General features: G+C 64.1%; 26 protein-coding genes. 11 read left to right on the top strand and 15 right to left on the bottom strand.

Annotation, left to right across the window (positions count from 1 at the left end):
* Positions 1 to 6 precede the first annotated feature (6 nt).
* From PQ627_RS03545 to PQ627_RS03535, 3 genes are read left to right on the top strand one after another with little or no spacing between them, the layout of a single operon-like run.
* Positions 7 to 2403: a bifunctional salicylyl-CoA 5-hydroxylase/oxidoreductase gene (locus PQ627_RS03545; RefSeq protein WP_274258447.1), complete on the top strand. Its 2397-nt coding sequence runs from the start codon at positions 7 to 9 to the stop codon at positions 2401 to 2403.
* 2 nt (positions 2404 to 2405) lie between these two features.
* A complete protein-coding gene (locus PQ627_RS03540; protein ID WP_274258445.1) occupies positions 2406 to 3764 on the top strand; it encodes an MFS transporter in 1359 nt (452 codons plus the stop codon).
* 7 nt (positions 3765 to 3771) lie between these two features.
* On the top strand, positions 3772 to 4173 hold the full coding sequence (locus PQ627_RS03535) for an acyl-CoA thioesterase (RefSeq protein WP_274258443.1): 402 nt from the start codon (positions 3772 to 3774) through the stop codon (positions 4171 to 4173).
* A 57-nt stretch (positions 4174 to 4230) separates the two neighbouring features.
* Here PQ627_RS03535 and PQ627_RS03530 read toward each other — a convergent pair whose 3' ends face one another.
* Positions 4231 to 4764, bottom strand: a complete 534-nt coding sequence (locus PQ627_RS03530; RefSeq protein ID WP_144660653.1) for a hypothetical protein — start codon at positions 4762 to 4764, stop codon at positions 4231 to 4233.
* Between the two features lie 179 nt (positions 4765 to 4943).
* Between PQ627_RS03530 and PQ627_RS03525 the strand changes: the two genes are divergently transcribed.
* Entirely contained in the window at positions 4944 to 5843 is a 900-nt protein-coding gene (locus PQ627_RS03525; RefSeq protein WP_274258439.1) for a PaaX family transcriptional regulator, read from the top strand.
* A 37-nt stretch (positions 5844 to 5880) separates the two neighbouring features.
* On the opposite strand, the gene PQ627_RS03520 is transcribed toward PQ627_RS03525, so the two are convergent.
* From PQ627_RS03520 to PQ627_RS03505, 4 genes are all read right to left on the bottom strand, one after another.
* Positions 5881 to 6216, bottom strand: coding sequence for a hypothetical protein (locus PQ627_RS03520; RefSeq protein ID WP_274258437.1), 336 nt, complete (start codon positions 6214 to 6216; stop codon positions 5881 to 5883).
* A 32-nt stretch (positions 6217 to 6248) separates the two neighbouring features.
* Positions 6249 to 7022 carry a VOC family protein gene (locus tag PQ627_RS03515; protein ID WP_274258435.1) on the bottom strand — a complete coding sequence of 258 codons (774 nt, stop codon included), beginning with the start codon at positions 7020 to 7022 and terminating at the stop codon, positions 6249 to 6251.
* 116 nt (positions 7023 to 7138) lie between these two features.
* Positions 7139 to 8716, bottom strand: a complete 1578-nt coding sequence (locus tag PQ627_RS03510; protein ID WP_274258433.1) for a phytoene desaturase family protein — start codon at positions 8714 to 8716, stop codon at positions 7139 to 7141.
* A 120-nt stretch (positions 8717 to 8836) separates the two neighbouring features.
* A complete protein-coding gene (locus PQ627_RS03505) occupies positions 8837 to 9481 on the bottom strand; it encodes an NADPH-dependent F420 reductase (RefSeq protein WP_274258430.1) in 645 nt (214 codons plus the stop codon).
* A 114-nt stretch (positions 9482 to 9595) separates the two neighbouring features.
* Here PQ627_RS03505 and PQ627_RS03500 point away from each other — a divergent pair, with 114 nt between their 5' ends.
* Together PQ627_RS03500 and PQ627_RS03495 are read left to right on the top strand one after the other, a co-directional pair.
* Positions 9596 to 9877 carry a hypothetical protein gene (locus PQ627_RS03500; RefSeq protein ID WP_274258429.1) on the top strand — a complete coding sequence of 94 codons (282 nt, stop codon included), beginning with the start codon at positions 9596 to 9598 and terminating at the stop codon, positions 9875 to 9877.
* Positions 9867 to 10547 (top strand): HAD family hydrolase, encoded by a 681-nt coding sequence (locus tag PQ627_RS03495; protein ID WP_274258426.1) that lies wholly within the window; start codon positions 9867 to 9869, stop codon positions 10545 to 10547. Before PQ627_RS03500 ends, PQ627_RS03495 begins: the two co-directional genes overlap by 11 nt.
* Here the strand turns inward: PQ627_RS03495 and PQ627_RS03490 are convergent.
* Entirely contained in the window at positions 10544 to 10951 is a 408-nt protein-coding gene (locus PQ627_RS03490) for a hypothetical protein (protein WP_274258424.1), read from the bottom strand. The two genes, PQ627_RS03495 and PQ627_RS03490, sit on opposite strands and share 4 nt — an antisense overlap.
* A 121-nt stretch (positions 10952 to 11072) precedes the next feature.
* Positions 11073 to 11684: an NADPH-dependent FMN reductase gene (locus PQ627_RS03485; RefSeq protein WP_144660664.1), complete on the bottom strand. Its 612-nt coding sequence runs from the start codon at positions 11682 to 11684 to the stop codon at positions 11073 to 11075.
* Between the two features lie 179 nt (positions 11685 to 11863).
* On the opposite strand from PQ627_RS03485, the gene PQ627_RS03480 reads away from it, so the two are divergent.
* The 5 genes from PQ627_RS03480 to PQ627_RS03460 all read left to right on the top strand — a co-directional run bounded on the left by PQ627_RS03480 (position 11864) and on the right by PQ627_RS03460 (position 15594).
* Entirely contained in the window at positions 11864 to 13051 is a 1188-nt protein-coding gene (locus PQ627_RS03480; RefSeq protein ID WP_274258421.1) for a Re/Si-specific NAD(P)(+) transhydrogenase subunit alpha, read from the top strand.
* The gene (locus tag PQ627_RS03475) at positions 13051 to 13392 is read left to right on the top strand and encodes an NAD(P) transhydrogenase subunit alpha (RefSeq protein ID WP_274258419.1); all 342 of its coding nucleotides are present in this window, start codon (positions 13051 to 13053) and stop codon (positions 13390 to 13392) included. The genes PQ627_RS03480 and PQ627_RS03475 overlap by 1 nt, the downstream gene beginning before the upstream one ends.
* The gene (locus PQ627_RS03470; protein ID WP_274258417.1) at positions 13389 to 14762 is read left to right on the top strand and encodes an NAD(P)(+) transhydrogenase (Re/Si-specific) subunit beta; all 1374 of its coding nucleotides are present in this window, start codon (positions 13389 to 13391) and stop codon (positions 14760 to 14762) included. Before PQ627_RS03475 ends, PQ627_RS03470 begins: the two co-directional genes overlap by 4 nt.
* A gap of 110 nt (positions 14763 to 14872) precedes the next feature.
* Positions 14873 to 15127, top strand: coding sequence for a hypothetical protein (locus tag PQ627_RS03465; protein ID WP_260842400.1), 255 nt, complete (start codon positions 14873 to 14875; stop codon positions 15125 to 15127).
* A gap of 119 nt (positions 15128 to 15246) precedes the next feature.
* Positions 15247 to 15594, top strand: coding sequence for a hypothetical protein (locus tag PQ627_RS03460; RefSeq protein ID WP_274258414.1), 348 nt, complete (start codon positions 15247 to 15249; stop codon positions 15592 to 15594).
* A gap of 42 nt (positions 15595 to 15636) precedes the next feature.
* On the opposite strand, the gene PQ627_RS03455 is transcribed toward PQ627_RS03460, so the two are convergent.
* The 8 genes from PQ627_RS03455 to PQ627_RS03420 form a co-directional block, all read right to left on the bottom strand.
* Positions 15637 to 16362 (bottom strand): maleate cis-trans isomerase family protein, encoded by a 726-nt coding sequence (locus PQ627_RS03455; RefSeq protein ID WP_274258413.1) that lies wholly within the window; start codon positions 16360 to 16362, stop codon positions 15637 to 15639.
* 10 nt (positions 16363 to 16372) lie between these two features.
* Entirely contained in the window at positions 16373 to 17797 is a 1425-nt protein-coding gene (locus PQ627_RS03450) for an amidohydrolase family protein (protein ID WP_274258412.1), read from the bottom strand.
* Positions 17798 to 17822: 25 nt separating this feature from the next.
* Positions 17823 to 18632 carry an aspartate/glutamate racemase family protein gene (locus PQ627_RS03445; RefSeq protein ID WP_274258411.1) on the bottom strand — a complete coding sequence of 270 codons (810 nt, stop codon included), beginning with the start codon at positions 18630 to 18632 and terminating at the stop codon, positions 17823 to 17825.
* Positions 18629 to 19309 (bottom strand): GntR family transcriptional regulator, encoded by a 681-nt coding sequence (locus tag PQ627_RS03440; RefSeq protein ID WP_274258410.1) that lies wholly within the window; start codon positions 19307 to 19309, stop codon positions 18629 to 18631. The genes PQ627_RS03445 and PQ627_RS03440 overlap by 4 nt, the downstream gene beginning before the upstream one ends.
* A gap of 98 nt (positions 19310 to 19407) precedes the next feature.
* Positions 19408 to 20748: an MFS transporter gene (locus PQ627_RS03435; protein ID WP_274258409.1), complete on the bottom strand. Its 1341-nt coding sequence runs from the start codon at positions 20746 to 20748 to the stop codon at positions 19408 to 19410.
* Positions 20749 to 21151: 403 nt separating this feature from the next.
* Positions 21152 to 22030 carry an amino acid-binding protein gene (locus PQ627_RS03430; protein WP_274258407.1) on the bottom strand — a complete coding sequence of 293 codons (879 nt, stop codon included), beginning with the start codon at positions 22028 to 22030 and terminating at the stop codon, positions 21152 to 21154.
* A gap of 68 nt (positions 22031 to 22098) precedes the next feature.
* Positions 22099 to 22545 (bottom strand): large conductance mechanosensitive channel protein MscL, encoded by a 447-nt coding sequence (gene mscL / locus PQ627_RS03425; RefSeq protein ID WP_274258405.1) that lies wholly within the window; start codon positions 22543 to 22545, stop codon positions 22099 to 22101.
* A 76-nt stretch (positions 22546 to 22621) separates the two neighbouring features.
* The gene (locus PQ627_RS03420; protein ID WP_274258404.1) at positions 22622 to 25327 is read right to left on the bottom strand and encodes an AMP-binding protein; all 2706 of its coding nucleotides are present in this window, start codon (positions 25325 to 25327) and stop codon (positions 22622 to 22624) included.
* Positions 25328 to 25557 lie beyond the last annotated feature (230 nt).

Here is a 25557-nt window from a genome sequence, read left to right as displayed (position 1 = left end):
AACACCATGAAGATCGCAATCGTCGGAGGCGGCCCGGGCGGCCTGTACTTCGCAGCACTGATGAAGCAGCTCGATCCGTCCCACGACATCACCCTCTGGGAACGCAACGCTGCCAGCGACACCTTCGGTTTCGGTGTCGTGTTTTCCGATGAGACGCTCGGCGGCATCGGCAACGCGGACCCGGTGGTGGCCGAGTACATGAGCCGCCGCTTCGCCCGCTGGTCCGACATCGACATCCACTTCCGCGGGGAAACCATCACCGTGGGTGGCCAGGGCTTCGCTGCCATGAGCCGCAAGGAATTGCTGGAACTGCTGCAGCGCCGCTGCATCGAGCTGAATGTGGATGTACGGTTCAGCACCCTGGCCCCTGCCATCGAGGAACTGGAGGCCAACTACGATCTGGTACTTGCCGCAGATGGCATCAACTCGCAGATCCGCGCCAAGTACGCAGACTCCTTCAAGCCCAACTTGGACCCACGGACCAACAAGTTCATGTGGCTCGGCACCAACCAGGTCTTTGAAGCCTTCAAGTTCTTCGTGAAGGAAACCGAGTGGGGCGTCATGCAGATCCACGGCTACCCGTACTCGGACGAGGGATCCACGTTTATCGTGGAAATGCACCAGGACGTTTGGCACGCTGCAGGCTTCGACGAGACCGCGAATGAAGTCTTCCCTCCGGGCGTCTCCGACGAGAAGTCGATCGCCAAGATCCGTGAGATTTTCGCCGAGGAACTGGACGGCTACGAGGTCCTCACCAACAACTCCAAGTGGATCAACTTCACCACCGTCCGCAACCAGAGCTGGCGCAAGGGCAACGTGGTCCTGCTGGGCGACGCCGCCCACACCGCGCACTTCTCGATCGGCTCCGGCACCAAGCTGGCCATGGAAGATTCCCTGGCGCTGGCCGCCTGCCTGCACGAGCACGCCGATCTCCAGGAAGCTCTGGAAGCCTACGAAACCGAGCGGCGCCCTGTGGTCGCGTCAACCCAGCGCGCCGCCCAGGCCTCGCTGGAGTGGTTCGAACGGATCGGCCAGTACAAGGACCAGGACCCCACTCAGTTCGCCTTCAACCTGCTCACCCGCAGCCGCCGGATCACCCAGGAGAACCTGCGCCTGCGCGATCCCGAATTCGCCGACGCCGTGGACAGGAACTTCGCGGAATCCCAGGGTCTCAGCGAGGTTGCGCCGGCCATGTTCCAGCCGTACTCCATCGGTGAGTTGGAGCTCAAGAACCGCATCATCGTCTCTCCGATGGACATGTACTCCGCCACGGACGGCATCCCCGGCGACTTCCACAAGGTCCACCTCGGTTCCAAGGCACTTGGCGGTGCCGGGCTGGTCATGACGGAGATGGTGTGCGTCTCCGAAACCGGCCGCATCACCCCCGGTTGCAGCGGCCTCTACACCGACGAGCAGCGGGACAGCTGGAAGGAAATCGTCGACTTCGTCCACTCCCGCTCCACCGCCAAGATCGGTGCCCAGCTGGGCCACTCCGGCCGCAAGGGCTCCACCAAGCTCATGTGGGAAGGCATCGACCAGCCCCTCGACTCCGGCAACTGGACCGCCGTCGGGCCCTCCGCCCTGCCGTACAGCGCCGAAAACCAGACCCCTGTGGAACTGGACCGGGCGGGCATGGATGCCATCAAGGCCGAGTTTGTCGCAGCGACCAAGCGCGCCGATGAAGCGGGCTTCGACCTCCTCGAGATCCACGCTGCCCACGGCTACCTGCTCTCGTCCTTCCTGTCGCCCGTTTCCAACCGGCGCACGGACGAATACGGTGGCAGCCTGGAGAACCGGCTGCGGTTCCCGCTGGAAGTGTTCGACGCCGTCCGCGCCGCCTGGCCTGCCAACAAGCCGGTGACGGTACGCATCTCCGCGACAGACTGGATCGACGGCGGCAACACCTCCGATGATTCGGTCCGGATCGCGAAGGCGTTCGTGGAGCACGGCGCAGCTGGCCTGGACATCTCCACCGGCCAAGTCGCCAAGGAAGAAAAGCCCGCCTTCGGACGCAGCTACCAGACCCCGTTTGCCGACCGCATCCGCCAGGAAGTCGCCGCTCCGGCAGGCGTGGCCGTCATCGCCGTCGGCGCCATCTCAAGCTACGACGACGTGAACTCGATCCTCCTTGCTGGACGTGCCGACTTGATCGCCTTGGGCCGCACCCACCTGTACGATCCCCAGTGGACCCTCCACGCAGCAGCCGAGCAGGAATACCAAGGCCCGGGGGCGCAGTGGATTCCGCAGTTCCGCGCCGGACGCCGCAAGCCACCAAGCTCACGCACCGACGCAATCCGCCCGCGCTTGTCCCTCTTGAAGGAGCCCGATGCCGAAGAAGCCACCAACCACCTGCGCTGGACCCCGGCCGCATCAGCCCGTTCAGCATCGGTCCTGGTGAAGTAGCCGTGGCCGCCGCACCCGTCAACACCTGGAACGTGCCCAAGCGCACCACAGGTGTGGTGCTCCTCTGCTGCTGGCTGGCGATCCTCGCCGAAGGTTACGACGTCGGCGTACTGGGAGCCGTCCTTCCCGCACTGGCCGAGTACAAGGAATGGAACCTCTCGCCGCTCGCGCTGGGTGGCCTTGGCTCATATGCCCTGATCGGCATGCTTATTGGCGCCCTGTTCATAGGCACCCTGAGCGACCTCGTGGGGCGCAAGAAGATGCTCTTGGCCTCCATGATCATCTTCACGCTCACCCAGGCAGGTGCCGCCTGGGCGCCGACGCCGGAGCTTTTCGGCTTCTTCCGCCTGATCGGTGGACTCGGCATGGGCGGCGTGATCCCGGTGGCGGCGGCCCTGACCATTGAATATTCCGCCCCCAACAAGCGCTCATATAACTACGGGCTCATGTATTCCGGCTACTCGTTGGGCATCGTGGCCGCCGCGCTTGCTGCCCTGTTCGTCCTGCCGCTGGGTGGGTGGCGTGCGGTGATCGCGATCGGCGCCGCACCCGTGGTCCTGCTGCCGGTGATCTGGAAGTTCCTGCCGGAGTCGCTTGAGTACTTGGAGTCCAAGGGCCGGGGTTCCGAAGCGAGGTCGCTCGCGGCAAAGCTGGGAATCACGGATTACCGGCCGGTGGTTGTCGCGAAGCCGGCGGCTGGTGGCCCAGTGGATCCGTGGTGGAAGACCATCACCACCATGTTCTCCCTGCAGTACCTACGCTCAACGGTGTTCTTCTGGATCTCGCTGTTCTGCGGCCTGCTCCTGGTCTACGGACTGAACACTTGGCTGCCGAGCATCATGAAGAAGGCCGGCTACGACCTCGGCTCCTCGCTGACCTTCCTCCTGGTTTTCAGCCTCGCCTCGGCCATCGGCGGCCTGCTCCTGGGCCGCGCGGCCGACAAGTACGGCAAGAAGCTGATCCTTGTGGTCTTCTACATCCTGGGGGGCCTGGGCATCATGCTCCTGGTCTTCCCGAACACGATGGTGGTCAACCTGCTGTTCGTGGCCTTCGCGGGCGTCGGATCCATCTCCACTTCACTGGTCCTCACGGGCTACATCGCCGACTACTACCCGGCGAAGGTGCGCGGCACGGCGACGGGTTGGGCGCTCAGTTTCGCCCGGCTCGGTGCCATCTCGGGCCCGTTGATCGGTGGGTGGATCGCCGGTTCGAAGCTCCCGTTCGAGGCGAACTTCGGGATCTTCGCCGGTATCGCGGTCCTGGCCGCTGTCGCCGTCGCACTTATTCCGAAACCGCAACCAGAGGTGCCGGTGGCCGCCGTCGACGTTGATCCTGACGACGCCGCTGTCGGCGCGCGGTAGGAGAGCCATGTTTCCGGAGGCGTGCGTCGAGCGAACCGTCGAATGGGTGGACACGGACGCCTCCGGGCATCAGCACAACTCGGCGATCATGCGCTGGGTGGAGGCGGCGGAGGCTGAACTCTTCCGCCGCCTCGAACTGCCGGATTACTTCCCCAGCGCACCGCGGGTGCAGCAGGTGATTAACTACAAAGCCAAGCTCTGGTTCGGCCAGCGCATTACTGCGACCGTGAAGGTGCACGCGCTCGGCCGGACCTCGCTGACCTTGGCTTTCGAGATAACGTCCGACGCCGGTGAGGTCGCCGCATACGGGACGGTCACCACAGCGCACGTCCCCCAGGGGGCCAGCACAGCACAGCCCTGGCCCGAACATTTGATCAGGGCTGTCTCGCTCCCGCGAGTTGGCACTTAATGACAATGCGGGCCTCGGCGATTGTCATTAAGTGCCAACTCGGCGGAGGGTTTTTGCTTAGCGCAGGCCCTTCAGGACGTTCTTGGGGCGCTGCATTTCACCGTGCTTCGCCCCGAGGATGATGACCCAGGCAGCGAAGGCCGGGATGGCCCACTGCAGGGCTTTCAGCTGGTTTTGGGCCGACTTCAGTTCATCGGAGGCGCCCGGGCGTGGTTCCGTGGCTCCCTCCGCGCCTTCACCGGAGAGCTGGTCCACCTTCTTGCCCACAATGCCCGCGTACAGAGTCACGGCTGCTCCGGCCAAGGTGACCACCGTCTTGTAGACGGTGTTGGCGGCGACGCTGTCCTGCTTGGCGATACGGCCCTTGTTCTCCCAAGCAATGGCGAGATCGGAGGCGAGGTGGCCAGCGAACGCTGCGGTCTGGATCGGGGCCCACTTACCCCAGCCCTTGCTGGACAGGCGGGTGCGCTCGGTGGGGTCCTTGGCTTCTGCCGCGGCGCCGTTGAGCCCAATGGCCCCCATCAGAGAGCCGCCAAACCATGCTGCGGCGGTAAGGTCGTGAATGGAACGGGCTACAAGATTTCCTGCCATGATGTGCTTCCTATCGTCGATGCGGAAAGTACTGGGTGTGGCTTCTTGATCCTTGACGCGGAGTTCAAGCGTGCCTCCATAGTAAGCATCCTTAGTATGGCGTTGCCACTCCGTTGAGGGAACAGCCCAGTGCCCACACCTATGATGAAGTGGACTGGCGCCTGAACAGCGGCGCGGAAATGAGGATGTTTTCGATGTTCGCCGTCCCGGCACCCCCGGTGCGCCACCAGCAACTCCTCGTCACGATCTTCGGCCTCTACGGCCGGAACGCGGGCGATGCATTGCCGGTCTCAGCACTGATCTCCATGCTGGGTTCCCTGGGGTACGACGCTCCGGGTGTGCGGTCGTCAGTTTCACGGCTCAAGGCCAAAGGCGTGCTGAAAAGCGTCCGTGAGGGCGGCATCGCCAAGTACAAAATTTCGGAGTCAATCAGCGACGTGTTCCGCGAAGGAGACCGGCGGATCTTCGCTCCCGAACAGCCCGCCCCGGTGGACACCTGGGTGCTGGCAGTGTTCTCCGTGCCGGAATCCCTGCGCAACCGCCGGCACCAGTTGCGGTCCGCATTGTCCGGTCTGGGGTTTGGCTCCGTGGCCAACGGTGTGTGGATCGCACCCGCCCACAAGCTGGAACAAGCCCGGGAGCGCCTCACTGCGGACGGCTTGATCGAATTCGTCGACCTGTTCAGGAGCGACTACGTCTTTGACGGTCCCATGCGCCCCAAGATCTCCGAATGGTGGGACCTCAAGGAACTCGATGAGCAGTTCACCGAGTTCCTTGAGCTGTATTCAAACGCGGAGCAGCAGTGGATCGAACGCGTGGGTGATGACCCCAACGTTGCCTTGGCTGAGTCCACGGAGGAGCTGAGGCGTGACGCTTTCCGCTACTACATCCCCATGCTCACCATGTGGCGCAAGTTTCCGTACCGGGACCCGAACCTTCCAACGGATTACCTGCCACCGGAGTGGCATGGACCCGCGGTTCGCCGGACCTTCCAGGCCGTTCACCGCTTGGCGGCACCCCTGGCCGCGGCGCATGCGCACGAGGTCATTGCCGAGGCGCTGGATCCGGCGGTCGCCTAGGGCGTCGCCTGAATCCTGAGCCCTTTAGCCGGGTTGCTTAAGCTGGTATCTCACCAATCCATTCCAGGCCAGGAAACTCCGCGTTAAGGCCCCTCAGCAGTTCCGAATCCACGGTTCTTCCGTGGACCGTTGGCTCGATGAGTTCACTTACTACAATGCTTCGGACGACTTCGCGTGGAAGCCCGGAAAACTTGTCGAGGTCGGCGACGCGGTAAGCTCTCGCGCTGAGATGCTTCTCCCAGTCTTCGTAGAGGAGAACAAGCACGTCGGGGGCAAGTGGTCTTACCGCCCGATAGCATACGTTTCCGAGGGAGCGAGACGAGGTGTCGGAGAACCCGTCTGCAAATGCGTTCATCCAGGTGTCGAGTTTCACCGCGTCGTCCACTGGTCCGGTCGCCCAGCCGCCTAGTCGATGGTGCGGGGCGCGTCGATGATTCCGAAGGTTTCACCCTGGGGAGCCTGCACGATGGCCGTGCGGCCTAAGGGGCTTTCGGCGACAGGCTGGATTAGGGTGGCGCCAAGTTCGACAGCCCTCAACGCAGTGCGGTGGACGTTGTCGCTGGCAAACCACGTCATCCAATAGCCCGTTGCTGCCTCGGTGTCTGGGAGAACTCCGCCCACTTCCCTGCCGTCCAGTGGTCTGCGGATGGTGGCGTATGCCTCCCCGTCCTGATCGATGTCCTGGAAGCTGACATCGAAGACGTCCGAATAGAAGGTCCGTGCGGCCTCGTAGTCGCTGGTGTGGAGCTCGTTCCAGCACAGGGCGCCGTGCTCGTTGACGCGTTCAGCGCCGATGTGGTTTCCGGCTTGCCAGATGACGAACACGGCACCGATGCTGTCCATGGCCAGCGCCATCCGGCCCGAATCCATGACGTCGAAGGGCGGCGCGACCACTTGGCCGCCGGAAGCAGTCACTTTCTTCGCCGTGACATCAACGTCGTCCGAGGCGAAATAGGTGGTCCAAACGTTGGGAGCATCGGGGTCTTGCTTGGGTCCGATTCCGGCCACGGCGCGTCCCCCCACCTGGGCCAGGAGATAGCCGCCTGAATCCTCACCCCCGGAGAGGTACTCCCAGCCGAAAAGTCCCGAATAAAAGGCCTTGGCGGCTTCGGGATCTTCCACTCCCAGGTCCACCCACATGGGGGTGCCTTCGGGCCAGCTCGAGATCTTGGTGGACATGGGACTCCTTGGATAGGGCTGATGGGCGCAGCTGCCTCCCCGGTTGCCCCATGCGCTGGGCTTCCGGGGAGGCAGCCACTCATAAAGTGCGTCAGCTACCCAATTCGTGACACGGTTCAGGCGGTTGGATCTTCAAGGACGGCCATCGCAGCGTTGTGTCCACCGAGCCCACTGACGCCCCCGCCCCGCCGCGCCCCTGCGCCGCACAGGAAGACCCGGGGGTGTCCCGTGGCCACTCCCCACCGTTCGGCCGGCGAACTGCGCGGTTCATCGTCTTCCAGGAAGGGCCACTGCAGGCTCCCGTGGAAGATGTTTCCTCCGGACATGTTCAGTGCGTGTTCCAGGTCCAGGGTGGTCTTTGCCTCGACGCAGGGATTTCCATCAGCGTCTGTCAGCAGCAAATCCTCAATGGGTTCGGCCAGGACGGAGTTGAGGGAAGCCAGCACTGCGGCGAGCAGTTCAGCCCGCAACTGCCCGTTGTTCTCCTCGGTGACCAGCCGGTGGGGAGTGTGCAGCCCAAAAATGGTCAGGGTCTGTGCTCCGGCCTGGACGAGCTCGTCGGAGAGGATGCTGGGATCGGTCAGGGAGTGGCAGTAGATTTCGCAGGGCAACGGGTCCGGGATGGCACCCTCCAACGCTGCCTGGTAGGCATCCTCCAACTGTCCATAGTCCTCGTTGATATGGAACGTGCCGCCGAAAGCCGCTTCCGGGGCCACCGACTCATCCCGGAGCTTCGGCAGGCGGCGCAGGAGCAGGTTGACCTTGATTTGCGCGCCTTCCGGGGCGCTGCCTGCAGCGGGGGAGCCACCCAACAGGCCCTGCAGCACCCACGGTGACACATTGGACAGCACGCGCTCACCGCCGAAAGCATGCGATTCGCCACCACGCTGGAACTGGACTTCGCCGTCGTCGGATATGGCGGTGACTGTCGCGCCGGAAATCAAGGTGGCACCGGCCTCCCGGGCCACCCGCTCAAGCTCCTTGGAGACCGAGCCCATGCCTCCCAGGGGGATATCCCAGTCACCGGTTCCGTTCCCGATGACGTGGTAGAGGAAGCAGCGGTTGGCATCGAGCGATGGGTCATCCAGTGACGTGAAGGTTCCGATGAGCGCATCGGTTGCCACCAGGCCTTTGACCAGCGGGTGGTTCAATCGTTCCGAGATGGCCTGGCCCAGGGGGTTTTCGATGTAGGCGTTCCACAGTTCGTCGTCGCCAACAAGTTCCCGGGCTTCCGAGCGGGTAGGAAGGGGATCGCAGACCGTGGGGAAGAGGGCTTGGGCCAGTTTTCCGGTCTCGGCATAAAGACCCTCGAGTGCATCAAAGTCCGCGGCAGCGTCATCGGAGACGCGGGCAAAGGAGGCCCGGCTTGCCACGGGATCGGCCCCATCGATGAGCAGCCCGGTTCCGGGGTTTGCCGGGTTGGGTGTGTAGGACGAGTAGCGCCTGCGGGCGAGATCGATCTGGAGTCCCAGTTCGCGGACGATCCGCTGCGGAAACAGGCTGACCAGATAGGAGTAGCGGGACAGGCGGGCATCCACGCCTTTGAAGGCGGCCGCGGAAACAGCGGCCCCGCCGAAGTGGTCTTCCCGCTCCAGGACGGCGACGCTCTTGCCGGCGCGCGCGAGGTAGGCCGCGGCTGTCAGGCCGTTGTGGCCACCGCCGACAATGACGACATCAAACTGTGTTTTTTCCATGGCATGAGGGTAGCCATGCATTGCCACTGCTTATTGAAACTGGTTTTTGACGTAAGAAACACTTGGGCTCGCGAGGAAAAGGCGGCGGGCAAGCGTAAGCCGCCTGCCCGCCGTCGTGCGTTACTGGATGGTGCGTGTCGCTTTGGCGAGGTTCTCCCGGAGTTCGTCGGCGTTCTGCCGGATGACGTAGGCCGGACGGTCGCGCTCTACGCGCCAGCTCTCCGCCAGGGGGCCGATGTTGACGGTGTCGAAGCCGAATTCGTCGTAAAGCCTGGTGACGAGTTCGGCGGCCTCCGGGAAGTCGCTCGCGGTGGCCAGGGCGCGTCGGTTGTCGGTTCCGGCGGGGGTGCCGTCCGTGGTGATGTCCTTTGCGTAGATGTGGTTGAAGCCCTTGGCCACCTTGGAGGTGGGGAGGTGCTTCTGGAGCAGCCCGGACGTGGTGGCTTCGCCGTTGTCGAGCTCCGGGATGCGGCCGTCGCGCTCCCAGTAATAGTTGTTCGTGTCGATGACCACTTTGCCCTCAAGTGGTTCTGCCGGGATGTCGCGGTAGTTCTTGAGGGGTACGGTGACGACGGCGAAATCGCCTGCCGCTGCTGTCTCGGCTGCCGTCGCGGCGCGGGCCCGCGGCCCCAGTTCCGCTACCAGCCCGTCGAGAGTTTCGGGACCTCGTGAGTTGCTGATCACGACGTCGTAGCCAAGTTCCACTGCCTTGCGTGCAACCTGGCTGCCAATGTGTCCTGCGCCGATAATTCCGATTGTTGTCATATCCACGCCAACAAGAAGTTGCAGGCGCCTATTTCCCGCGTTACGGATTATTTCCAGGGGCTTATACTAAGTAGTCTTACTAAGCTGTTTTTCATCGAACACGAGGAGGTAGTGATGGCCGGGCGCTTGGAACTGGTGGAAACGCCTGATGGGGGATACCGGGTTTTGATGGTGGACGGCGCAGATACCTTGATGGGTCTGTCCAGGCGGTTTTCCTCAGTGGATGAGGCTGTGGGAGGGGTGGCTGCCATTCGCGAAGTAGCAGGCACTGGCCTCCTTCAGACCGGCTCCGCTGAACGGTACGCCGTGTTGATGTTGGAGGAGCCCGCAATCGATTCCGCGCTGGCGGACCAGGGTACACGGAAGCAATCGAAGGTGGTCAGCTGTGAGCAGTGAATCGGCAAAGACGCGCGGCGTTCTGTTCGACGTGGACGGCACGCTGATTGATTCGAGTTATTTCCATGCCATGGCGTGGTGGCAGGCCTTCCGGCGCGAGGGGTTCGACGTCGAAATGTCGGCAATCCACCGCTGCGTAGGCATGGGCGGCGACCGGCTCATCCAGAGCCTGGTTCCTGACTCCACGGAGGAGCTTCAGGAAGCCTTGAAATCCTCGCACAGTGCGGTCTTCTCGACGTTCTGGCCTGCCTTGCGGACTTTCGACGCCGCCCGGGACCTTTTGGCTGCATGCTCGGAAGCCGGCTTGGCCGTCGGGCTGGCGTCCTCGGCGCAGGACCGCGACTTGGAGGTCAGTCGAAAGCTGCTCGACGCCGGTTCCTCCATTGATGCGTGGACCAGTTCCAACGATGCCAAGGAGAGCAAGCCTGCTCCCGACATCCTGGAGGCGTGCCTTGAGAAGCTCAGGCTGACGCCGAAGGACGTGGTGTTTGTTGGCGACGCGGTCTGGGATGTCAAAGCCGGTGCCGCCATCGGAATACCCGTGATTGCCCTGACCTGCGGCGGAATCAGTGCGGCAGAGTTGCGCGATGCGGGTGCCGCGGAGGTCTATGACAATCCGCGGCACCTGCTGGAAAACCTCGAAGGCAGCCTTCTTGGAAAGCTGACCTAGCGTTCGTCGCTGATCCCCTTGTCGCGGCCCCGGCGGTTCCGCAGGGTCCAGATGATCAGCGCGAGGATGATTACGGCCGCGACACCCGCCAGGACCCACGGCACGGCGCTGGTGCGGTTCTGCTCCTGGGGATCGGATTCTCCGGTTCCCGGGTTGGCGGGTCCGCTGCCGGCCGGGTTGGGCGTGCTTGGGGCTCCCGAGGAGGGGGCGGGGTTGGTGGGCTTCTGCGTTGACGGGCCGGAGGGGTTGCTGGGCTCCGGCGTCGGGGTCGCCGTGGTGGCACCGACGTGGCCCTGCGCCTGGACGGCCGTTGGGGTCGTGGCGTTGGCTGCGACGGCGGTGGATGCCATGAACCCGGTGAAGAGGGACAAGGCAAGGGTGGTCGTGGCTAATTTACGAAGCATCGGTATCTCCTGAGTAGGGGGCGTGTTCGCGAATCCTCATACTCGTAAGCATACTGACTAAATTGGCGCTGTGGATGTTCCGGGGGTGCCGCCATCGCAAAAGGCGGCACCCGTGCCCGGACTACCGGTTCAGCTTGTCCGCGTCCGGCTCCTGGTCGCCAATATGGCCAGGTGCGTTGGCCGCAAGGACACGCTGGACGAACGCGCTGTACTCCTCCATGTAGTGCCGCAACAGCGCAGCGGTGCCTTCATCGCGGACGGAACCGTCGGCGTCGTAAGCGTCTGCGACGAAGCGGATGTAGGCCTCCGGCGCGTTCAGCTGCGGAGCGTCAAGGAAGCTCAGGACGCTGCGCATGGAGGACTGCATCACCGCCGTGCCGATGCCGCCCGGCGAAGCGCCGATGATTCCGGTAGGTTTGCGGGCGAAAGAATTGGTTCCCCAGGGCCGCGACCCCCAGTCGATCGCGTTTTTCAGGGCGCCCGGGATGGAACGGTTGTATTCCGGGGAGATGAACAATATGCCGTCCGAGGCTGCGATTGCATCCTTCAATGCCTTGCCTGCTGGCGGGAAGTCGGCGTCGTAGTCCGAGCTGTAGAGCGGAAGGTCCTTGATTTCGATCTCATGGAACTCAAGTTCAGGCGGTGCCACGCTGATCAGCGCTTTGGAGAGGGTCCGATTGATCGAATTGCTGGCAAGGCTTCCAACGAAATAACCGATTTTGAAAGTGTCCATAGCGGCGTTCCTTTCCGACGGCACGGCCGGAACCGGCTCGTCGACGGTGTTGTTGCGGGTTGACCCGCTCCAACCGACCCTAGTGGACATGTGCGCGGAGCGCAGCCCCTATCGCCGCCCCGCCCGCGTGCATAAACTCGTGGCAACCACGTTCTGGTCGGTTCCGGAGAGGGGCGGCGTTGAAAGCAGGCATTGCACGCGAGGCGCTCGACGGCGAGCGGCGGGTGGCGGCCACGCCGGAAACGGTCAAGCAGCTGACCGGGCTGGGACTCGACGTCGAGATCGAGTCCGGTGCCGGCGTCGCCTCCGGTCACAGCGACGCCGACTACCAAAACGCCGGGGCCGTCGTCGTTCCTTCCCTGGACCTCGGCACGCTCGACATCTACTGCCACGTCCGTCCCATGGATCCGACGACGGCGGGAGCCCTCCGCCGGGGCGCCGTCACCGTAGGGTTGGGGTCGCCGTCGTCGGAGTTGCCTACCGTGCGCGCGCTCGCCGCAGGGGGCATCACGTCGTTCGCGCTTGAGCTGGTGCCCCGCATTTCCCGGGCACAGTCCATGGATGCGCTGACCTCGCAGGCCCTCGTTGCCGGCTACCGATGCGTTCTCGAAGCGGCGATGCGGCTGCCCCGGTTCTTTCCCCTGTACATGACCGCCGCGGGGACCATCCCGCCGGCCCGCGTGCTGGTTTTGGGCGCGGGCGTGGCCGGGCTGCAGGCGATCGGCACTGCCAAGCGCCTCGGGGCCCGCGTCTCCGCCAACGACATCAGACCAGCCTCGGCCGACGAGGTCGCGTCAATGGGTGGCACCTTCATCAAACTCGACCTCGAAACCGCCGAAGCCTCCGGAGGGTATGCCCGCGAACTCAGTGCCGACCGGGGTGCGTTGCAACGGGCACTCCTCGCGCCGCACGTAGCCCAGGCCGACGTCCTCATCACCACCGCAGCAGTCCCCGGCCGACGGGCGCCCCTGCTGGTGAGCCGTGAAATGGTGCAGGGCATGCGCGCCGGGTCCGTGGTGGTGGACCTCGCTGCGGAGTCCGGCGGCAACGTGGAGGGAGTCATTCCTGGGCAGGACCAGCACATTCCCACCGCCGACGGCCAAGGCACCATCACTCTGGTCGGCCTCAAGGATCCCGCGTCCGCCATGCCCGCCGATGCCTCCCGTCTCTTCGCCAAGAACGTCTCCAACCTGCTTGCGCTCATCACGAAGGACGGGGTGGTCGCCCTTGATTTCGACGACGAAGTGGTGTCAGGCACCTGCTTAACGCACGACGGCGTCATCCGGCACGCGCCCACGGCGGAAGCTCTCGCGGCGCTCGCCGGGGAGACGGCCGGGGAAGTACATGGACCGGAAGGAGCACACTGATGGATGGCCTGAGCTTGCTGACGATCACAGTGCTGGCGGTGTTCGTGGGATTCGAGGTGGTCTCCAAGGTCTCCAGCACCCTGCACACGCCCCTGATGTCCGGGGCCAACGCCATCCACGGAATCATCCTGGTGGGCGCAATCATCGTGGCGGGGCAGGCTTCCGGGCCGTGGGTTTTGGCGGTGGCGCTCCTGGCTGTCGTCCTTGCGACGGCCAACCTCGTGGGTGGCTTCGTGGTGACCGACCGCATGCTGGAGATGTTTCACGGAAGGCAGCGACCGCCGTCGGACGTTAACACGGCGGGGAAGGCAGGCCGGGCAACAGAGGGGCGCCGACCGTGACGCTCCTGAACCCGACGTGGACCGCCCTGCTGTATCTGGCCGCGGCGGTGTGTTTCATCCTCGCGCTGAAGGGGCTCAGCTCGCCGAAAACCGCGCGCAGCGGCAACCTGATTGGCGCATTCGGGGCGCTGGTGGCTGTGCTGACAGTCTTCCTGTCCGTGAAACTGGACAACATTCCGTGGATCCTCGGGGCGATCGTGGTGGGCTCCGGGATTGCGGCGCCGGTGGCGCGACGTGTGCAAATGACCCAGATGCCGCAGCTTGTGGCTTTGTTCAATGGGGTGGGTGGCGGTGCCGCAGCATTGGTGGCGCTGCTTGAGTTACCCCACACGGAGGACTCTTGGGTCCGCCTGGCCATTGTGTTCACGTTGCTGGTTGGCGCGGTGTCGTTCGCCGGCTCGGCGGTCACTTTTGCCAAGCTGCAGGGGATCATGACCACGCGGCCTGTCACCTTTCCGGGGCTTCCGGTGCTGATGGCTGTGGTGTTGCTGGCGGCTGTTGCTGCCGGTGTGGTGGTTATTGCCAGCGGAGCGCCAGGCTGGGCTTTCGTGTTGCTGCTGCTGGGACTCGTGGCTGGTGTCCTTTTGGTCCTTCCGGTGGGCGGCGCCGATGTGCCGATCGTCATCTCGCTGCTCAACGCTTTTACCGGCCTGGCCGTGGCCGCTTCGGGCTTGGTGCTGGGGAATGTGCTGCTTGTGGTCGCCGGAACGTTGGTGGGCGCCTCGGGCACCATCCTCACCCGGGCCATGGCGGCGGCCATGGGCCGCAGCGTCGCCGGCATCCTGTTTGGCGCCTTCAAGGGAGGTTCGACGGCGGGATCCACCGCGGTGAGCGAGCGTCCAGTGCGCTCGTCCAGCGCAGAGGACGTGGCGGTGCTTCTGGGCTATGCGCAGCGGGTGATCATCGTGCCTGGCTACGGACTGGCCGTGGCGCAGGGGCAGCACACGGCAGCAGAGCTTGCCTTGGCCCTGGAATCCCGCGGAACTGAAGTGGATTTCGCCATCCATCCTGTGGCCGGACGCATGCCGGGGCATATGAACGTGCTGCTGGCGGAGGCGAATGTGCCATACGAGTCGCTGAAGGAGATGGGCGACATCAACTCCGAATTCAAGACCGCCGATGTCGCCCTGGTGGTGGGAGCCAACGACGTCGTGAATCCCGCGGCCAAGACCACTTCGGGCTCGCCCATCTACGGGATGCCCATCCTGGAGGTCGCCGATGCCCGGCAAGTGGTGTTCCTCAAGCGTTCCATGCGCCCCGGCTTCGCCGGCATCGAGAACGATCTCCTGTACGAACCCCAAACGACGTTGTTGTTCGGCGATGCCAAGGACTCCCTGACCAAGGTGCTTGGTGCGGTGAAGGCGCTGTGAAGCCTATTAAGTTGTGGACATAAATTAAATAAGTGGGGGAATCGCGTCAGAATTTCCGCCTTGGCGGCACACCTTCTGTAAAGGGTTTTGTAGACGCGAGGAGTAATCCGTTGCAAGAGGGTGGGAACAATTCGCTGTTCGGGGCGCGTTTTGACCGGGCTGCCGGAAAACGGGTGTCCGACTGGAAGTTGCTCGCGGGCCAAACTGTCCAGATCCTCCGGGGAAAGGAGATCGTGGACGAGGGCATCGTGGACGCAGTGACCTTTGATGGCAATGTCCTGTGGCTTCGGCAGAAAGGGCCCATCGGCCGCCGGATGGTCCTGAAGGAGCGGGGCACGGGTATCAGGGTGCGGCTCCTCAAATAGGGCTGGGCTATTGCTTCCTGCGGGTGGCGACCTTTCGGAGGGGTGGCCATCGGCATATGGTGAAAGTTAAGAAGCATCCTGTCCTTTTACCAATGCACTCCGAATCGAGGGTTGAGAAAATGACCGTAAAACTCAACAAGAAGGCATTCGAGAACGCAAAGCACCTGATCCGCGACGGCAAGGCTGTCAAGGACGAACGTGATGACTGGAGCGAGCACGCACCCTCCACCAAAGAGGAGAACGCCTTCCTGGACAAGCACGATTTCGCTGACTACAGCAAGTGGTACCTCGGTGTCGACGACGAACACCCCGACGACCAAAAGGGCCACTACAAGTTCCCGATCGGCGACTTCAAGAAGATCCACCGTTGTGGAGTCATCTCTGCGGAAAGCCGGGCCGGTCAAAACGACTACGACGACATCCGGGACGCCCTGGGCAAGCTGCTTGAGCTTATCGACAAGGACTGAGCCGATCCACACCGGGTAGCCCGAGGACGTCCCGCCCTTCCATCAAGCCAGCAGCCGGCCCCACTTCGGGTCCAGCAGCGGTGCCCCGGCCAGCTTCAGGGCATGCCAGAGGGTGACCGCCACGGAATCGAGAACGGGTACTCCGGTGCGGGCCTCCACCTCCGCCGTGATGTTGGCGCCGTACAGATTGGTGCAGAGGTACACCAAGGCGTCAGGATGCGATGCGGCCAGTTCGAGTGAACCGGGCAGCATCTCCTGGTCCGTCACCCGGGCGAAGGACTCGTTGTCGCTGAGATCCAGGTGCCTGTGGTCGATCGTCTTGATGCCCTCGCGGTCGTAGGAAGCGATCACGGCGTCATTCACGTCGGAGGTGTACGGGGTGAACAGCCCAATCCGCTCGGTGCTGAACGCCCCAAATGCTGCCAGATAGGCAAGCGTCGAGGTGGTTGCGGGGATGCCAGTGGCTTCGGTGATTTCGCGGACAATGGCGTGGTCGTGACCCGCTCCAAGCCAGGAGCCGGACGTCCCGTTCCAGGCGATGACATCCACATTCGCGGTGGCGAGGAGTTCGGCCGCGTCGCGCATCACGGTGGCATCGAATTGCTTGTCCGAGGAATCATCCAGGGCAATACGGGTGACAGGGATACGCGTGGAATGGACGGTGACGTCCCGGCGCTCGCCGAGGATCCGGTACGTCTGCGGTTCCAGGCAGGTGTTGGAGGACGGCACAATCATGCCGATGCGGGTGGGTCGTTCAAGGGTAGGCATGAGGGACTCCTTAGACAGAAGCGGAAATGGGTGCGGAAAGGGCATCGCGGTGCGCGGTGAAACCGTTCCGCGAGACGAAACGGCCCACGGGGCCGGGATCGTGGAAGCCCTCGGTATCGAGGACCACGCGTCCGGAGGAAACCACGACGGCGGGCCAACCGTTCAGCGTCTTCCCTTCGAAAGGTGAGAAATCAGTCCCCATGTGCAGCGCACCGCCGTCGACGGTTCGCTGTGCGGCGGGATCGAAGATCACCAGGTCCGCGTCGAAGCCCTCCACGATTGCGCCCTTGGAAGGGAGCGCGTTGATGCGGGCTGGACCCGCCGAGAAGACCTCAACGAAGTCCTCCACCGAACCTCCGGCCTCGGTGACCAGGGCAGTGAATGTAACGGGCATGCGGGTCTCGACGCCGGGCAAGCCGTGGGGCATGAACCGGATGTCATCGGTGCGCTCGCGTTTCTGGGAGAGGTCGTAGCAGGAGTGGTCCGAGGACACGGTGTGGATGGCACCGGCAGCCAGGCGGTCTTTCAACGCAGCTACAGTTTCGGCGCTGCGCATGGGCGGGCAGCAGGCATACCATTCAGGGAAAGTTGAGCCGTAGACCGTGTCGTCCAGGGTGAGGTAGTGCGGGCACGTCTCGGAATACGCCTCCATTCCGCGCGTTCGGGCCTCAGAAACCAGATCCACCGCGCCGGGCGTGGACTGGTGCACGAAGTACACAGGGGCTCCCGTGTACTCGGCCATGGCCAGGGTCTCCTTCACGGAAATCTCCTCGGCGAGCTCGGGCCGCGTGCGGTGCAGATGCTCGATCCCGATCAGTCCGTCCGCGGCGTGCTCTTCCGTGCAGTCGCTGATGATGGCGTCGTGCTCGGCGTGGATGTAGGTCAGGCCGTCCAGCCGCACCATCTCGCGCATGACCTTCAGGATGGTGTCGTTGTCCGCCATGGTGGATCCGCGGTTGGTGGTGTACATCTTTACTGACCGGATACCCTCGGCAGCCAACTGTTCCAGTTGCCAGGGCACGGTCTCGTCCCACGAGATCACCGAGCCGTGCAGGGCAACATCGCAGCGGGATTCGGCGGCGAGGCGCTTCTTGTTGAGGGCTGCATCCAGCGGGGTTTCCTGGGCATCGCGGGGGATGCCGAAGTCGATGATGGTGGTGGTTCCGCCCCACAAAGCAGCTGTGGAGGAGATGTTGTAATCGTCCAGGGTTCGGAAACGGCCGGTTACCTGGGCTACATGGCAGTGTCCGTCCACGCCGCCGGGGATGACCAGCATGCCGGCAGCGTCAATGGTCCGAGCAGCCAAAGGTATGGGTTCCGATGCATCAATCAGCGCGGTGACCTTGCCGGCGTCGACGATCACATGGGCGGCCTGCCGCCCGAAACTGTTCACCACGGTGCCGCTGGCGATCACGAGGTCTGGGAGTTGGGACATCATCGTCCTCCTTTTCTGAAGTGTCTTAGGCGGTGGGCGAGAGCTGGGCCGATTGCGCGGCCGTCAGCGCGGCGTCGAGGTTGGCGGAGAGGCCGCGTCGTGTCTTCACCGGCGGGGCCGCGAACGAACCACCACGGTGGACGCCGGAATTCAGCGACACCACGGCTTCGGCCATGCGCACACCGGCGGAGATACCGTCCACCACGGGCACGGGGATCTGGCCTTCGAGCTCACGGGCCAGCCCCGCGAGCGGCGCACCGGCCAGGATCACGACGTCGGCGCCGTCCTCTGCGACGGCCCGCCGGCTCAGTGCCAGGAGCGTTTCCTTGAAGTCCGCCTGGACCGAGCCGATCGAGTTGAGGGACTGATTGATGGAACGGATGGACGCGAGGCGGCCGCCGAAGCCGAAGCGCTCCACGCAATCGCGGTACCAGGCCTGGATGCGGTCCGAGATGGCAATGATGGAGAAACGCTGGCCCTGCAACGCGGCTGCGCACAGGGCGGCCTCAGTGATCCCGATGACCGGGATGTCCACGAGTTCCTTCAACGCGGGCATGCCCGGGTCGCCGAAGGCGGCCACCACTATGCCGTCCACGGCGGGACCGGCGCCGGCGTGCGCAGCTGATGTGCCGCCGTCGTGCGCGTATTCGGCGATCAACTCCGCAACCGCGCCCGCGGCGATGAGTGACTCGAAGCGCGTCTCGATGTACTCGACGCCGTGCCCGGCGGTCCGGACGATCAGCTCGGTGTCCGCACTGGCGGAACGGAGGGCTTCGGCTTCGATGAGCGCCGTGACGTCGTCGCTGATGTTGGGGTTGATGACCAGGAGTTTCATGGTTTCTTCCGTAGCTGGGGCTCCGTGGCGCTGTAGTCCTCGGGGAACTGGTCGCGGTACTTGCCAACGTGCGACGCCGATTGGGCGGCAGCGCGGTCGGCGTCACCGCTGGCGATCGCTGCGTAGAGTTCGCGGTGTTCGCGGATCAGTTCCGGGAGGTCGCTGACGTGGCGGAACAGCCAGTGCATGCGGCCTTGGAGGGGTTCGAGCGCGGAGCGGAGAAAATCGTTGTTGGCGATGCCGGTGATGGCATCGTGGAATTCGCTGTTGGCGCGGTGGGCTTCCAGGATGGACCCCTTGGCGAGGAAGTGCTCGGCCTGATCGAGCAGCCCGGCAAGGTGTTGGAGGTCCTCCGGCGTGGCGCGCTTCGCGGCGAGCCGGCAGGCCAGGACTTCCAGGGATTGGCGGACATCGAACAAGTCCTCCACATCCTTGGGGCTCAGGCCGCTCACTTCGGTGCCCCGCCCCGAGCGGTCCCGGATGAGCCCTTCCTGCCGGAGCATCCGGAGGGCTTCGCGGATGGGGAGGCGGGAGACGTTGAACTCTGCGGCGAGGTCCCGCTCCACCAGCCGGGTGCCGGGCGCATAGTGGCCTTCGAAGATCCGGGTACGGAGCGTGTCGCGCACGGATTCCCGGAGGGGGCGGTCCGTGGTGTTCGTGTCTTCTGCGGTCAGCATGTCTGCTCCATTTCCGTGATGTGTAAGGCGATGCGCCCGGCCCGGCGGTGTCCGGCGTTGGGTGGTTCAGGACCCTCGGCCGGCCCGGTGAGTGCGAGTCAGACCGGGAGCCGCTTGTTGTAATCCAGGGCCAGGACGGAGACGCCCATGACTACCGCGGACCCAACAAAGTAGATCAATGCCCAGGTGTAGGAGCCGGTTGCCCCGACAATCAGGCCTACCACAATCGGAGTGATGAACCCGGCAATGTTGCCGCTGAAGTTCATTGCCCCACCGAGGACGCCGGCGTTGGTGCGGCCGCCCAGGATGGACGGGATGGACCAGAACAGGCCGACCCAGCGGAGGAAGAACAGGACTACCGAAAGAAGCACGACGGCGGTGATCGGGTCTGCGACGATGGTGACGCCAACCAGTCCGCCCACCACTACGACGCTGGAAATGCCCAGCAGTGTACGCATGACCTTGTTGGCCGAAGCGCCGGCGGCACGCCACTTGTCCGCAATGGTTCCACCGAGGATTTCACCGACGAACCCGGCGCCGAAGATCACGAACGTGGACCAGCCGATGGTCTTCAGGTCGAAACCCTTTGCCTGCGCCAGGTAAAGCGGGCCCCACGTCAGCAGGCCGTAGAACACGCCGTTGAAGCCGAGCCAGCCGAAGCACATGGCCCAGAAGGAGCGGAACTTCAGGTAAGGCAGGAGTGCGCGCTTGCCCTGGGCGCCTTCGCGGGCGGCTTCTGCGTCTTCCTCGGCGTGGGAAGCCTCGATGTAGTCCGCTTCGGCGTCGTTGACGCCCTTGTGCTGGCGGGGATTGTCGCGGATGTACCACCAGACGGCCAGGCCCATGAGGATGGTGGCTGCGCCGGCGATGATGAACGACATGCGCCAGCTTCCGGTGGAAGCGATCAGCCAGGTGATGAGGATGCCGCCAAGGCCTGCGCCGAGGGGAGCGCCTGCGTCAAGGATCGTGGCGCCGCGGCCCCGTTCCTTCTTGTGCATCCAGATGGCGTTGAGTTTGCCGCCGGCGGGCATGACGCCAGCTTCGGTGACGCCGATGCCCAAGCGGGCGATGAACATGCTCAGGAAGCCTCCGGCGAAACCGGAGGCGGCCGTTGCCGCGCCCCAGCCGATGCAGGACGCCGTGACCACCTTGCGGGGGCCGAACTTGTCGATCAGCCAGCCGACAGGGATCTGCATGAGGGCGTAGGTCCAAAAGAAGGCAGAGAGGAGCAGGCCGACGAGTTCGGGAGCCAGGTTGAATTCTTTTTGGATGATGGGGAGTGCCACGGAGATGGAACCCCGGTCGATGTAATTGACCGCGACCAGGACCAACAACAGGATGAAGAGCTTCCAGCGGACGTTCGTGCGGCGCTGCACGCCGTCCTTGCCGGGTTGTTGCTCGCTGTCCTGGGTTGCCAATTGGGTGTTTTCGAGAGACACAGCTTCTCCTTCAGTAGGAGTCAACGGGTGGGAATGTCTTTAGGGCTTTTTGGGGCTTTTGGGGGGATGAGCCGGGCGGGATGCCGCTGCAGCCTGACCCGTGCCGGCGGCAACTGTTGCGGTCCCTGCCCGATGATTGAGCCGGGCCGCAGCCGGTAGTGGATCTTTTGGGATCCCGTTTTGGGATCCCAAAGTCAAAGTTAGATGTGACGGGAAGCACTGTCAAGGGGTTTGGTATACAGATCGTCTCAGCAGAATGTGACCGAGGCGGGCCTAAGAACCTGTTGCCGCGCACTTGAGACCTCTCGGCAGGGCCTTGACATGGGAAAACCCGGCCATCCCGCGAAGGGAAGGCGGGGCTTTGCTCAGGATTTCGGGAAGTGACTCGGCGCTTGGGATACCGCTAGCCCGTGGCGGACTTTCCGACCCCCGGGCTGTATGCCAGAATCTCAGCCAGTTCGGCCAATCTATGCGCCCGCGCCGACTCTGCCGGCGTGAAAGGTTCGCCGGGACGGGAAAACAAGAGTGGGCCATGCCAGGCGGTAGGAATCTTCAGGATGTCTGCAGAACGCTCGACGCCGGTGCTCACCTCGAGCGCCCGGTGTTCAGTACCTGTAGGCACCACTTTGGCGGACAGGAGTTCGGCGACGGCCAAAGGCAGTTCCTGCGGATTGCCGGCGATCCGGGCCGCGAGGCTGAGGGCTTTGGTCTGTCCGTCCGCCATGGCCAGCGCAGTGGTGGGCCAGACATGGGACTCACGCCCGCCGCCGTCGTGCATTGCCTGAAGCAGTTCCTGCTCGGTGGGCTGCCCCGGCGCGGACAGGACGAACTCATCCATCACGCTGCCGGGGAGTCCCGCGCCATCCATGGGGTGGACGTGGATGCTGAGGATGTTCGTTTCCAGCCGCGCGAGGGACTGTGTGATCTTTTGCAGGGAACCCGGTTGGTCGCGCAGCAGGGTCCGGGCACGCCAGAGAGCGGGAGCTGTCTGCAGCTTGCGGCGGTGTTTGAGCGCCGGGGCATGCAGCCAACGCCGCAACACTTTGGCGGCAGACGGTTCGGCCACCCAGATCACCAGGACAGTCGCAGTGACGGTCAGGAGCAGGACCTTGGCCACATAGGGCAGATGGGTCTCCACCACTGCCGCGTGCACCAACAGCTCGATGGGCAGCATGACGGCGATGTTGGCCAGGGTGAGCCGGGCCTTGGGAGGTTCAGGCAGCTGGCCGCAGACCTCGCACAAGAGGTCGGCGGTGACGGGAGAGCTCGCATTGGGCTTCATGAACCCATGCTGCCGTCCGGGTGTTTCGTCTGCGTTGCTCCTGCGTCACGGTCTCGCGGCGGTGCTGCTTAGCGGATCGGGTCCTCGTCCAGGTCGCGGTTGGCGCCGCGGGCGTCTGCGGCGTCCTTGAGGAGGTCGCGGATCTCGGCCAGGAGAGCGGTGTCGGCCGGAATAGGCTCTTCCTCGGGCTCCGCAGTGGCCAGGCGGTCCTTGACCATGGAGTTGATCTTGTTCATGGGCGCCACGAAGATGAAGTAGACAACGGCGGCGGTGATCAGGAAGGTCACCAAGGCCGTAAGGACTGCCCCGATGTTGACGAACGTAGCCTCTTTGTCCGGCCAGATCCGGAAGCCCAGCCCGTCCGCGTTGACGCCACCGGCCGCGGCGATCACCGGATTGATGATGTTGTTCGTGAAAGCGGCTACCAGTGCCGTGAAGGCACTGCCGATGACGACCGCGATGGCCAGTTCGATCACGTTGCCGCGGAGAATGAAGTCCTTGAAACCCTTAAACATGGAGTGTCCTCTGGTCGGTACGGGGCGTATGGCTCGAGCAGAGTTCAAACTACCATTCCCGCGTATCAGCGGGATGTCACGCCGGTTGCCGCTGCGATCGCCTGGGAAGCTGACGACGGCGGCCCAGCCACCTTTCCGCGGCGCCCATGACTTTGGTGACCAGCGCCCAATAGCCGATGCCCGCCGCAAGCGATGCCGCGACGGCCAGGCCGAGGGTGGCCTCAGGTGCCGGGCCGGAATTGCCATCGACGATCAGCGGATAGACGAGCCAGTGCGTCACGTAGATGTACAGGGAGGAACTGGCCAGGAGTGCTGTCAGCCGACGCAAACCCCGTGGCACAGGCAGCGTGGCTACCCATAGAAGCACCAGGAAGCCAACCAGGACTGTCGCGCTGCGTGGCTCGCTGGTGAAGAACCCGGGGATGGTCAGGAAGGCCGCCACTGTGGTGGCCGCGCGTTGCCGCCACGTCCGGGACAACGCGGCCACCCAGCCGAGCGTGAAGAGCCACAGCACCGGACCTTGGCCGGGATACGGCAGCTCAACGACGTCGAAGCGTTGCAGCAGGTCCACGCCCCCAAGCGCCAAGGGGAGCAGCCAGGGCCACCGTCGCTGGGCCCTGTCCAACGCCGGAATGGCCAGGAGGGCAGCCATGCCCAGGAGGATGTGAACCAGGATCTCGATGAACCAGAACCGTGACATGTCGGTCCAACCCTGCGGACCCACCAAGGTGTTGAGCAGGAAAATGTTGTGCCAGCCGTAATCGTCAGTCACCGTGAAGGCCACGCTGATCACCACGATGCTGGGTAACGCGATGCGCGCGACAGTCTTGATGTGGCGCCTTAACCGTTCACGACGTGCTCCCGCCAACTGGAAACGGGCAAAGTTGTAGCCGGCCACGGCAATCAGGACATGCGCGGTCCCTTCCCAACGGAACAACCCAACGTGGGAGGAGACGATGAAGATGATGGCAACGGCGCGAAGGACGATTCCGGTTTCCATGCGGGCCGTGAGCTTTTTGGGACGCCGTTTTCGTCCAGGGCCGGTTGAAGCCTGGGGTTCCTTGACGCTGGACCCGGCATTGGGCTTTTTCTTAGGGTGGACGCCGTTCGTTCCGGCGGCACCACTGCGTTCGCGTTCGACGGTTGGCGTCAGTTCGCAGACGGGCATCAGGTGCCATCCGTGGGGGAGGTAGCCGAGGGAACGCTCCAGCCTGACCGAGGCCGCGACGTAAGACAGCGAATCTCCGCCCAAGGAAACGAAAGTGTCCGTATCCGCCACGTCTGCCCGTTCCAGGACATCGATGAAGATCCTGCGCGCATCGTCCGGTGAAGCCGCGGCGGAACGTACGCCGCCGCCGTCGTGCTTCTCCCCAGTCGGGGTGGTCGCTCCCGGAGGCGCGTCGGCATCCGCCGTGGCGAGGGCGAGAATGGCCTGGTAGTCCGTTTTTCCGTTGGCCAGGCGGGGAATCGCTTCCACGCGGCGCAGCTCCAGGGCCGACCTCGGGACGCCGAGATCGTGCGCGAGCGTTTTGGCCAGGAGCGGGAGCTCGTGGTTACCTTCGACGGCGGCGACGAGTCCGACGTCGGTCCCGGCCACGGCCGCTGTCACGCCGAGATCCTGGAGGATCCGCTCGACCTGCCCCAGGTCGATCCGCAGCCCCACAATCTTGACGAAGCGGCTGCGCCGGCCAATGATTTCGTAGAGCCCACCAGGCGCGAGTCGGGCGAGGTCGCCTGTGTGCAGCTCGGTGATCTCCCGGCCCCGGGCGAGGTCCGCCGGGTGTTCGGCGTAGCCCAGCATGACGTTTGGCCCGGAGTAGACCAGTTCGCAATCGTCCAACCCCGGGACAGGTTCCAGCCGGAAGGATCCCCCGGGAATGGGGACGCCGATGGCCTGGGGATGCTCCTCGGCCTCATCCGGAGGGAGGTACGCCATCCGGGCCGTCGCTTCGGTCTGGCCGTACATGACGAAGAGATCCCAGCCGTGTTCCTGTCCGAGCTGGGTGTACGAGCGTACCCGTTCCGGCGCCAAACGCCCTCCGGCCTGGGTGATGTACCGCAGGCTGGGCAGGTCCATGCGGTCGAAGCCCACACGCTCCAGAAGATCGAAGGTGTAGGGAACGGCGGCGAACGAGGTCACGGATTCGCGCCGCATCAGATCCCAGAAGCACGGATCCACCACGGACAGATCGGTAAGCGCTATCGACGCCCCCACCAGGAGATGGCTGTTCACGACGCTCATGCCGTAGCAGTAGGACAACGGAAGCGTCGTTGCTGCCCTGTCTTCCGGGCGGAGGTGCAGGTACTGGGCGATGGCGGCCGCGTTAGCCTGGATCGACCCTGCCGAGATGCGCACCAGCTTCGGGGCGCCCGTTGAACCGGAAGTGCTGAGCAATAATGCGAGGTCGGGATGGAGTTCGTGGCCGCTGTGCTCCCGGCGCACGTCCAGCGAGACGCCTCCATCCACCGACCGTGCGACGATATCCGGCTCATAGGCCGAGATCAGCGCTTCCGCAGCCTGCCCGCCACCGGAGGGGAGGATCAGCAGCGGTTGTCCGGATGCCAGAGCCGCAAGGTACACGGTGAGGGAAGGCAACGTGTTTTCTGCTTCGAGGGCGATAAGGCGCCGGCCATCGCCAAAGGACCTGGCCATCTCCTCGATCCGAACCGCCAACTGCGCGTAGGTCACTGTTTCGGCTGCCAGGCGTACTGCGGGCCGGTCTCCAAACGATGCCAATCGCGCGGCAAAGGCTACTCCGGCCACATCGGGCTGAATACTCACCCGGAAAAAGTTAGAAGGTATGGCTAACCTAACTCAAATGGATTTGCGCGGGGGGCGGGAAGATGACGTTGGTGTGATGTGAGCGAGGGATCGAGACTGGCCGGTGGGATGTGAGAGAGGGATTGGTATCAGCAGACGCTCGCTCACATCCCACCCGTTTTTTCGGGACCCTCGCCACGGGTTCGAATTTGGCCGCTGAGGCGAGCCAACGACGTCGGCACCCGGGTGGG

Source organism: Paenarthrobacter sp. AB444 (assembly GCF_028736865.1).
Classification (GTDB): domain Bacteria; phylum Actinomycetota; class Actinomycetes; order Actinomycetales; family Micrococcaceae; genus Arthrobacter; species Arthrobacter nicotinovorans_B.
The sequence above is the reverse complement of the archived record's forward strand: the minus strand, read 5'-3'. Positions and strand labels throughout refer to the sequence as shown.

Coding starts and splice junctions, on each gene's coding strand:
- PQ627_RS03505 (WP_274258430.1), bottom strand. CDS start 9,481: ATGACAACAATCGGAATTATCGGCGCAGGACACATTGGCAGCCAGGTT.
- PQ627_RS03440 (WP_274258410.1), bottom strand. CDS start 19,309: ATGCTGACCGCAGAAGACACGAACACCACGGACCGCCCCCTCCGGGAA.
- PQ627_RS03530 (WP_144660653.1), bottom strand. CDS start 4,764: ATGGCAGGAAATCTTGTAGCCCGTTCCATTCACGACCTTACCGCCGCA.
- PQ627_RS03545 (WP_274258447.1), top strand. CDS start 7: ATGAAGATCGCAATCGTCGGAGGCGGCCCGGGCGGCCTGTACTTCGCA.
- PQ627_RS03515 (WP_274258435.1), bottom strand. CDS start 7,022: ATGTCCACCAAGATCTCGAGCTGGCCCGAAGGCACCCCCATGTGGGTG.
- PQ627_RS03525 (WP_274258439.1), top strand. CDS start 4,944: ATGAGGATGTTTTCGATGTTCGCCGTCCCGGCACCCCCGGTGCGCCAC.
- PQ627_RS03500 (WP_274258429.1), top strand. CDS start 9,596: ATGGCCGGGCGCTTGGAACTGGTGGAAACGCCTGATGGGGGATACCGG.
- PQ627_RS03460 (WP_274258414.1), top strand. CDS start 15,247: ATGACCGTAAAACTCAACAAGAAGGCATTCGAGAACGCAAAGCACCTG.
- PQ627_RS03485 (WP_144660664.1), bottom strand. CDS start 11,684: ATGGACACTTTCAAAATCGGTTATTTCGTTGGAAGCCTTGCCAGCAAT.
- PQ627_RS03510 (WP_274258433.1), bottom strand. CDS start 8,716: ATGGAAAAAACACAGTTTGATGTCGTCATTGTCGGCGGTGGCCACAAC.
- PQ627_RS03455 (WP_274258413.1), bottom strand. CDS start 16,362: ATGCCTACCCTTGAACGACCCACCCGCATCGGCATGATTGTGCCGTCC.
- PQ627_RS03430 (WP_274258407.1), bottom strand. CDS start 22,030: ATGAAGCCCAATGCGAGCTCTCCCGTCACCGCCGACCTCTTGTGCGAG.
- PQ627_RS03450 (WP_274258412.1), bottom strand. CDS start 17,797: ATGTCCCAACTCCCAGACCTCGTGATCGCCAGCGGCACCGTGGTGAAC.
- mscL (WP_274258405.1), bottom strand. CDS start 22,545: ATGTTTAAGGGTTTCAAGGACTTCATTCTCCGCGGCAACGTGATCGAA.
- PQ627_RS03445 (WP_274258411.1), bottom strand. CDS start 18,632: ATGAAACTCCTGGTCATCAACCCCAACATCAGCGACGACGTCACGGCG.
- PQ627_RS03535 (WP_274258443.1), top strand. CDS start 3,772: ATGTTTCCGGAGGCGTGCGTCGAGCGAACCGTCGAATGGGTGGACACG.
- PQ627_RS03475 (WP_274258419.1), top strand. CDS start 13,051: ATGGATGGCCTGAGCTTGCTGACGATCACAGTGCTGGCGGTGTTCGTG.
- PQ627_RS03490 (WP_274258424.1), bottom strand. CDS start 10,951: ATGCTTCGTAAATTAGCCACGACCACCCTTGCCTTGTCCCTCTTCACC.